Genomic DNA, 7,120 nt, shown 5'->3' with positions numbered 1-7,120 from the left:
CCGCGCTGATGCATGCTTCACCAGCCCGAATACGGCGTGCCGTCGCGGCCGTTGCCGGGTGCGCCGCTGTGCAGATCGTACACACCGCCCTGATCCGCATCGGCCGGCGGCACCGTCACCCAGGTGCTGGCGCTATCGGTAACCGGATCGACCGGCAGTTTGCGCAGATATTTCTTGCTGACCAGATCGTCCAGAGTGTCGGGGTATTTTCCGGTATCGCCGTAATACTTGTCGATGGCATCGCGCAGCGTGGACAGGTCTTGTCTCAGCACCGCCTCCTTGGTCTTATCCACGCTGTTGAAATAGCGCGGCGTGGCAATCGACAACAGCAGGGCGATGATCGCCATCACCACCAGCAGCTCGATCAGGGTAAAACCACGCGCTATTTTTCGGGTCATCACCACTCCCGGTACGGCACGCCATTCAGTCCCACGCCTTTGCTCAGCGTGTAGACGTCGTACACGTCATCGCCTTCCTGCGGGTCGTCGGGCGGACTCTTGTACGAGCGCTTGCCCCAGGTATCGGCAGGCGGGCTGGTGGTGTCCTTGCTGAACGGATCGCGCGGGATGCGGCGCAGGAAATAAATTTTGCTGTGCGTAGGGCTTTTGAAGTCTTCCACGCCGTTCACCAGCACCTCCAGCGATTTGGGATAGCCGGATTCGTCCAGGCTTTTCTGGATGCGGCCTTCATCCCACATCTTCTTGTAGGCATCGATGGCGCTGCGGATTTCGCGCAGGTCGTGACGCAATTCCTGCTCCCTGGCGCGCTGCACGACGAGTTCGGTCATCGGCAATGCGATGGTGGACAGCAGCCCCACAATGGCCACCGTGACCAGCAGCTCGATCAGCGTGAAGCCGCGGGCATGCATCATTGCGGATTGGCCGGATCGGGTTCCGGCACCAGCGTAGGGGTCGGCACCAGCGCCGGATCGGGCGCTGAATCGGGCGTCGGCGCTGGAGCAGGCTCCGGAGCAGGTGTTGCCGGTACGGGCGCGGGGATGGGGGTTGGCAGGGGTGCCGGTGCCGGCGCGGGCACCGCCGCGCCGGGCAACCCCTGTGGTGCCACAGGCGCTACAGGTACCCCGGGTAGCAGGGCCGGTACCGGCGACCCTGCCGGCGCCGTAGCTGCGGGCGTCTGGTGCAAACTCAGCGGCGCCCCGCCGATATCGGCTTCGGTCCCTGCGGCAAACTCGCTCGTGTTGGCATCCAGCGGGGTCAGGTTGCGGATGATGTGCGGGGTGATCAGCAGGATGATCTCGGTCTTGTTGGCCTCGTTATGATGGGTGGAGAACAGGTGGCCCAGCATGGGCAGGTCGCCCAGACCCGGAATCTTGCTGGCGCTGCGCCGGTCCTCGTCGCTGATCAGCCCGGCCAGGATCTGCGTTTCGCCGTCCTTCAGGCGCAGCACGGTGTCCGCATTGCGGGTGCCGATCTGATAGGTGAGCGTGCCGCTGTTGCTGCGGATTTCGCGCACGATGTTGGAGACTTCCAGGCCGACCTTGATGCCCACCTCGTTATCCAGATAGACGCGCGGTTCCACATCCAGCTTCAGGCCCACGTCCAGGTAACTCACCGATTCCGACACGCCCACATTGGCGGTGCTGGTGGTGGTGATCACCGGCACCTTGTCGCCGATATGGATTTTGGCTTTCTGCTTGTTCATCACGCGGATGCGCGGGTTGGCGAGAATCTGCACGTCGCCGTCCTCTTTCTTCAGGTTCAGCTGCGGATTGGGCGACACCGCGATATTCCCCGCACCCAGGCTTTTCAGGGTATCGACGGTGAGGATATTCTGGGTCTGCGACGGCGCGCTGACCACCGCGGTGCCGCCCTGGAAGGTCTGCGTGGTCTGATTGGCGATGTTCAGCGCGGTAAACGTGTTGGGATACTGGATGCCCAGATCCATCAGGCGGCTGCGCTTCACTTCCAGCACTTCCACTTCCAGCATCACTTCCGGCTCGGCGCGGTCCTGCGTGGCGATCAGTTTTTCGGCGAGGCGGATGGCGTCCGGGGTATCGCGCATCACCAGCAGGTTGAGCTTTTCATCGATGAACACATCGCGGGTCTTGACCAGCGTCTTGATCATGTTGAGGGTCTGTTTCACGTCGGCGTTGCCCAGATAGAATGCGCGCACCATCAGCTCCTGGTATTCGCGCGCCTTGGCCGGCGTATTGGGATAGATCAGCACGGTGTTGGCGTTGAGCACGCGCATCTGCAACTGGTTGGTCACCATCAGCAGATTGATGACATCCTCGATGCTGGTGTGCTTCACGAAGATGGTCGATTTGAGATCGGGGCGCACGTCGTGGTCGAACACGAAATTGATTTGCGTGGCACGCGAAATGACTTCGAAGATGGCCTGCAGGCCGGCGTTGCGGAATTCCAGCGAAATCGGCTTCTTGAACGCTGCGCCCAGCGCCGGTTCGGCCGCTGTTTGCGTGGCCGCGCGCCGTGCCAGTTCGCGCGCGATCTTGTGCGCCGCTTCCTGGCGCGGGTCTTCCGCCAGCACGGTGTGCACGAGCGCCTGGGCTTCATCGGTCTTGCCGGCCTTGAGCAGCTTGTCGGCATCGGCCACCATTTCGTCATGGCGGCGATCCTGGCGCATGCCCTTGATCGCGTCGCTGGCGTGCTGGTTGCCGGGGTCGTACTGGAACACGTGCCGATAGGTGGCGTCCGCATCCGCATAGTTCTTTGCGGCGCGTTCGGCATCGCCCCGGTTCAGCAGCTGGCGGATGTACAGTTCCTTCTGGCGCAGGTAATAGCTTTTGTATTCGAGGTTGCTGGCATTGGCTTTCCGGGCCTTCTCCAGCGCGGCCAGGCCGGCTTCCACATTGCCGCTGCGAATCTTGGTCTGGCCCTCGTCGAAGGCGCGCCGGCCCGCCGTACACGCGCCCAGCAGCAGTACCAGCGCCAGTCCCAAACCGATTGTTCCTATCCTGTTCATCAATTCACGTTTCCTATGGCGAGCGACTGTTGCTGGTTGAGCGGTAAATAAGTGAACACCACGCGCTGCGGCGCGACACTGTCCACGCGATACGTGCCGTCCAGGGTAGCGCCCGGCTGCACGGCGTAATTCTGGTCCTGGCGGGTGAGGAAGACGGTCAGCTTGCCGTCCTCCAGCAGCTGGCCCATATACGTGAACGGCAGTGGCGGCGGCGCGGGGGGAGGCGGCGGCACGGCGGGCAAAGCGGGCGGCGGCGGAGGCGGTACATACCAGGATTGCACCTGGAATGCGTCCTTGATTTCAGTCAGCCTGGCGTCGCCGTTCCGGTGCAGCTTATCCAGCGCCAGGTGCACGCCGTCGCGCGCATCCGTGGTTCGCGCGGTGTTGTGTTTAAGCGGCGCCACCACTTCAGTTGCCGGTTCGCTCTGTGTTTGTTCGTGCTCCCACACCACGGCGATCAGCGTCGCCGCCAGGGCGGTGCCCAGCAGGATTTGGCGTTTGCGTGGCGTCAGCGCCATCACGGTACCCGCGCGCGATCCGCGCTGAGAAACAGGGTCAGCTTGATATGCGCCTCCAGTTGCGCGGCGCCGATGGTTTCGCGCTTGAAGCTGATGTCGTCCAGCGCCGCCACCGGCACCTGCGTCAGGGTCTGCGCGACAAAGCGGCGGATCTGCGCATAACTGCCCTTGACCGGCAGGGTGATCTGGTAGCGCGTCAGCTTGCCGGTGCGGTCCGGCGTCATGCGGTATTCGCCCTGTGTCAGTACCAGGTCTTGCGCAGCCGCTGCGGCAAATAGCTTATCCAGCCACGGCGTCGCCTCCGCACCCGCAAAAAAGCCGTAGAAACGGGTCAGGTCGTCCTGACTGGCGGTGGCCGGAATGCCGCTGCGTGCAGCCTGTTCGATGCGGGTTTTGAGGGACAGGTTGGCGCGCTTCAGTTCGGCCAGTTGCGCGGTCCGGGGCTGCACCATGGATACCGTCATGCCCGCCGCCAGCAGTAGCAGAAGGATGCCCGCGACACCGGGCCAGCCCAGGCTGTCGTACAGGCGGCGCAGCGCGGAGGACAACGCGTTCATGGTTGCACCGCCCAGTGCGCGGCCAGGCTGAAGCGCACCGGCTGTTCGGCATCCTGGGTGCGCACTTCGTGGCTGGTCAGATAGACGTGGTTCAGCACGCGGCCCTGCTCCAGGCGCGTGATATAGGCCAGCAGGGTGGTCAGGTTTTTCGCCTCGCCGCCGATGCGCACGCTCTGTTTGGCGGCATCGGGCTGGATCGACAGCAAGGCGATGTCCTGGTCGCGCGTCGCTTCCAGGGTCTGGAACAGTGCGTCCCAGGGCAGCGCCAGCTGTTGCAGAATCGCGTTGGCCTGCCGGATCTGCTGCTGCAACGCCTCGGCGTCGAGCGGCGGCGCGGCTACTTTGATTTTGCTGTGGCGCGCCATGACTTGCTGGCGCGCTGCGGCCAGGTCGATCTGGCCGCTCAGCGCGCGTTCGCTGTTCACCACCTGAACCAGCCACGCCGCGCCGATCACCAGCAGCACTACGCCCAGCCACGCCCAGGGGCGCGGTGTACGTTTGAAATCCAGCGCCAGCGCGGGCAAACCCATGTCAGGCCCCCAACGCCATGGCATACGGCGCGTCGGTACTGGCGGAGAAGCCAGGGTGCAACAATGGCGGCAACCACTGAACGGTCCACTGGTCTGCGCCATCCAGCGTTACCGGTTGCGTTTCCGGTGCGGAAATCACCAGCTTGCGCGGCATCGTGTCCACGCCGTGCAAGTGCCAGGCGCGCTCCAGCAGGCCGGGCAGTTGCGTCGGCCACGGCGCGTCGCCGAGCGCATGGCTGCTGAGCGCCTGCCAGCGTCCATCGAGGATGAGCAGCAGCAGCAATTTGTTCGGTTCCACTTGCACGAACCACAGATCCTTGTCCTTGAGCGCGCGCCGTGCGCGGTTGAATGCCGGCATCAGGTGCGGGGTGACCGAGCGCAGTGGCGCCGGCGCCACTGCCGCCTCCAGTTGCGTCAGCAACGCCTGGTCGACCGCGCTGGCGAACCACGCCGCGCCGCGCTGCGGGGTGCTGATTGAATAAGCCCATTGCGCCGCGCTGTCTCCGTACACCTGGGCAAAGCTCGCGCGCACATACGCGGCACGCTCGTCGGCGCTGGTAATCTGCGCGCTCCACGGGATCAGCTGGTAGCGCACCAAGTGGTTGGACAGCACCGCGTTCACCTCCAGCCCCTGCCACTGCGCATCGGTCTGCAGGGTGTGGGCGAGCGTGTCCAGCGCGGCCTGCCAGCCGCCTGCGGCGTGCTCGCCGGGCACCGTGATGAGGCTTTTCGCGACCACTTGCGGGCGCAGCTGGCCGTGCGTGCGTACCAGCACGATGCGCTCCGGGGCGATGGCCAGCGCCAGCCGGTCACGCCACAAAGGTGACACGGTTGATCTCCTGCAGGGTGGTTTCGCCGTTTGCCACCAGCTCCAGCGCGCCTTCGCGCAGGTAGCGCGTGCCGTTGCGGCGCGCCGCGTCCTTGATCTTGCGGATCGGTTCGCGCGCCACAATCAGCTCGCGGATTTCGTCGTTCAGGTTGAGGATTTCGGAAATCGCCTTGCGCCCCTTGAAGCCGGAGCCGCGGCACTGGCCGCAGCCGTTGCCGGCGCGGAAGTCGTAGGCGGCGGTGGCGGCGCGGGTCAGCCCGGAGTCGGCCAGCAGGCTGTCGGAAGGCACATAGGGCGCGCTGCAATGCGGGCAGCTCATCCGCACCAGGCGCTGCGCCAGCACGCCGTTCAGGGCGGAAACGAAACTGTACGGGTCCACCCCCATGTGCATGAAACGGCCGATCACATCGAACACATTGTTGGCGTGCACCGTGGTAAACACCAGATGGCCGGTCAGCGCGGCCTGCACCGCGATCTGCGCGGTTTCCGGATCGCGGATCTCGCCCACCATGATCTTGTCCGGGTCGTGGCGCAGCACCGAGCGCAGCCCGCGCGCAAAGCTCAGGCCTTTCTTCTCGTTGACGGGGATCTGCAGCACGCCGGACAGCTGGTACTCGACCGGGTCTTCGATGGTGATGATCTTGTCGTGGCCGTGATTGATCTCGGTAATAGCGGCATACAGCGTGGTGGTCTTGCCCGAGCCGGTGGGGCCGGTCACCAGCACCATGCCGTAAGGCTCGTTGGACAGATGGCGCATCGCCTTCAGGGTGCGTTCGTCGAAGCCGAGGAAGTCCAGGCGCAAGCCTTTCACCTGGTCGGACAGCGCCTGCTTGTCGAGGATGCGCAGCACGGCGTCCTCGCCGAAGATGGACGGCATGATGGACACGCGGAAGTCCACCTCGCGCCCGCGCATCGACACCTTGAAGCGGCCGTCCTGCGGCACGCGCCGTTCGGCGATATCCAGCTCGGACATCACCTTGATGCGCGACACCACCTGCTCGGCGAAATCGCTGCGCGGCACGCTGCCGACCTGGGACAGCACGCCGTCAATACGGTATTTGATCACCAGGCCGTTGGCGACGGTTTCCAGGTGGATGTCGCTGGCGCCGGTCTTCAGCGCATCGTAGAGCGTGGAATGCACCAGCCGCACCACCGGGCTGGTGTCTTCGCTGATGCTTTTGAGCGACAGGTCGGCCAGCTGCAGCGCGGCGGTGTCGTCGACGTTGTCCAGGCTCAGCACGTTTTCCATGGCGCGCATCGATTCCTCGAAGCGCGCCAGGAACGCCGCCACGTCGGCGTGGTGCGCCAGCTGCCAGACGAAGGGGCCGGGCAGGCGCTCCTCGGCCCAGGCATTCAGACCGGGCACAAACGGGTCGCCGCTCACCAGCAGCAGGCGCGCGTCGGCGTCGCGAAACGCGATGCAGGTTTTTTGCTGGGCGAGCTGGAACGGCAGCAGGTCGAACGCGGGCGCCAGGTCGTGCAGCTGATCCATGCCCAGCACCGGGTAGTGCAGCGTGGCGCCCAGGCGCGCGGTGAATTCTGCTGCGGGCAGGTCGAGCTGTTCTTCCAGCACGTCGACCAGGCGGCGGCGCAGGCGTGCCGCCTCGGCGCGCGCCGCTTGCAGCAGGGCGCCGGGAATGGGTATGGCGGGTTCGGATGCGGCCGTGGGCGGCAGCAGTGTCAGGGTCGGGTTAGCGCTCACTGGATGCTCCCGGCCAGGTCGAAGATCGGCATGTACATCAA

At 64.9% G+C, this 7,120-nt stretch carries 8 protein-coding genes; all 8 read right to left on the bottom strand.

Going from position 1 to position 7,120, the window contains the following annotated elements; all coding sequences use genetic code 11:
• Positions 1-17 precede the first annotated feature (17 nt).
• From EI185_RS12315 to EI185_RS12280, 8 genes are read right to left on the bottom strand one after another with little or no spacing between them, the layout of a single operon-like run.
• Entirely contained in the window at positions 18-398 is a 381-nt protein-coding gene (locus EI185_RS12315; protein WP_124705454.1) for a type II secretion system protein, read from the bottom strand.
• On the bottom strand, positions 398-871 hold the full coding sequence (locus EI185_RS12310) for a type II secretion system protein (protein ID WP_124705453.1): 474 nt from the start codon (positions 869-871) through the stop codon (positions 398-400). The genes EI185_RS12315 and EI185_RS12310 overlap by 1 nt, the downstream gene beginning before the upstream one ends.
• Complete coding sequence (locus EI185_RS12305) at positions 868-2,943, bottom strand: secretin GspD/PilQ domain-containing protein (protein WP_124705452.1); 2,076 nt, start codon at positions 2,941-2,943, stop codon at positions 868-870. Before EI185_RS12305 ends, EI185_RS12310 begins: the two co-directional genes overlap by 4 nt.
• On the bottom strand, positions 2,943-3,461 hold the full coding sequence (locus EI185_RS12300; RefSeq protein ID WP_124705451.1) for a hypothetical protein: 519 nt from the start codon (positions 3,459-3,461) through the stop codon (positions 2,943-2,945). The genes EI185_RS12305 and EI185_RS12300 overlap by 1 nt, the downstream gene beginning before the upstream one ends.
• Positions 3,461-4,018, bottom strand: coding sequence for a hypothetical protein (locus EI185_RS12295; RefSeq protein WP_124705450.1), 558 nt, complete (start codon positions 4,016-4,018; stop codon positions 3,461-3,463). The genes EI185_RS12300 and EI185_RS12295 overlap by 1 nt, the downstream gene beginning before the upstream one ends.
• Entirely contained in the window at positions 4,015-4,548 is a 534-nt protein-coding gene (locus EI185_RS12290) for a PilN domain-containing protein (protein WP_124705449.1), read from the bottom strand. Before EI185_RS12290 ends, EI185_RS12295 begins: the two co-directional genes overlap by 4 nt.
• Position 4,549: 1 nt before the next feature.
• Positions 4,550-5,377 carry a hypothetical protein gene (locus tag EI185_RS12285; protein ID WP_124705448.1) on the bottom strand — a complete coding sequence of 276 codons (828 nt, stop codon included), beginning with the start codon at positions 5,375-5,377 and terminating at the stop codon, positions 4,550-4,552.
• Positions 5,358-7,061: a GspE/PulE family protein gene (locus EI185_RS12280; protein WP_370685768.1), complete on the bottom strand. Its 1,704-nt coding sequence runs from the start codon at positions 7,059-7,061 to the stop codon at positions 5,358-5,360. Before EI185_RS12280 ends, EI185_RS12285 begins: the two co-directional genes overlap by 20 nt.
• Positions 7,062-7,120 lie beyond the last annotated feature (59 nt).

It is taken from the genome of Sulfuriferula multivorans (assembly GCF_003851125.1).
GTDB classification, from domain to species: domain Bacteria; phylum Pseudomonadota; class Gammaproteobacteria; order Burkholderiales; family Sulfuriferulaceae; genus Sulfuriferula; species Sulfuriferula multivorans.
This window is presented reverse-complemented; position numbering and strand designations above follow the sequence as displayed.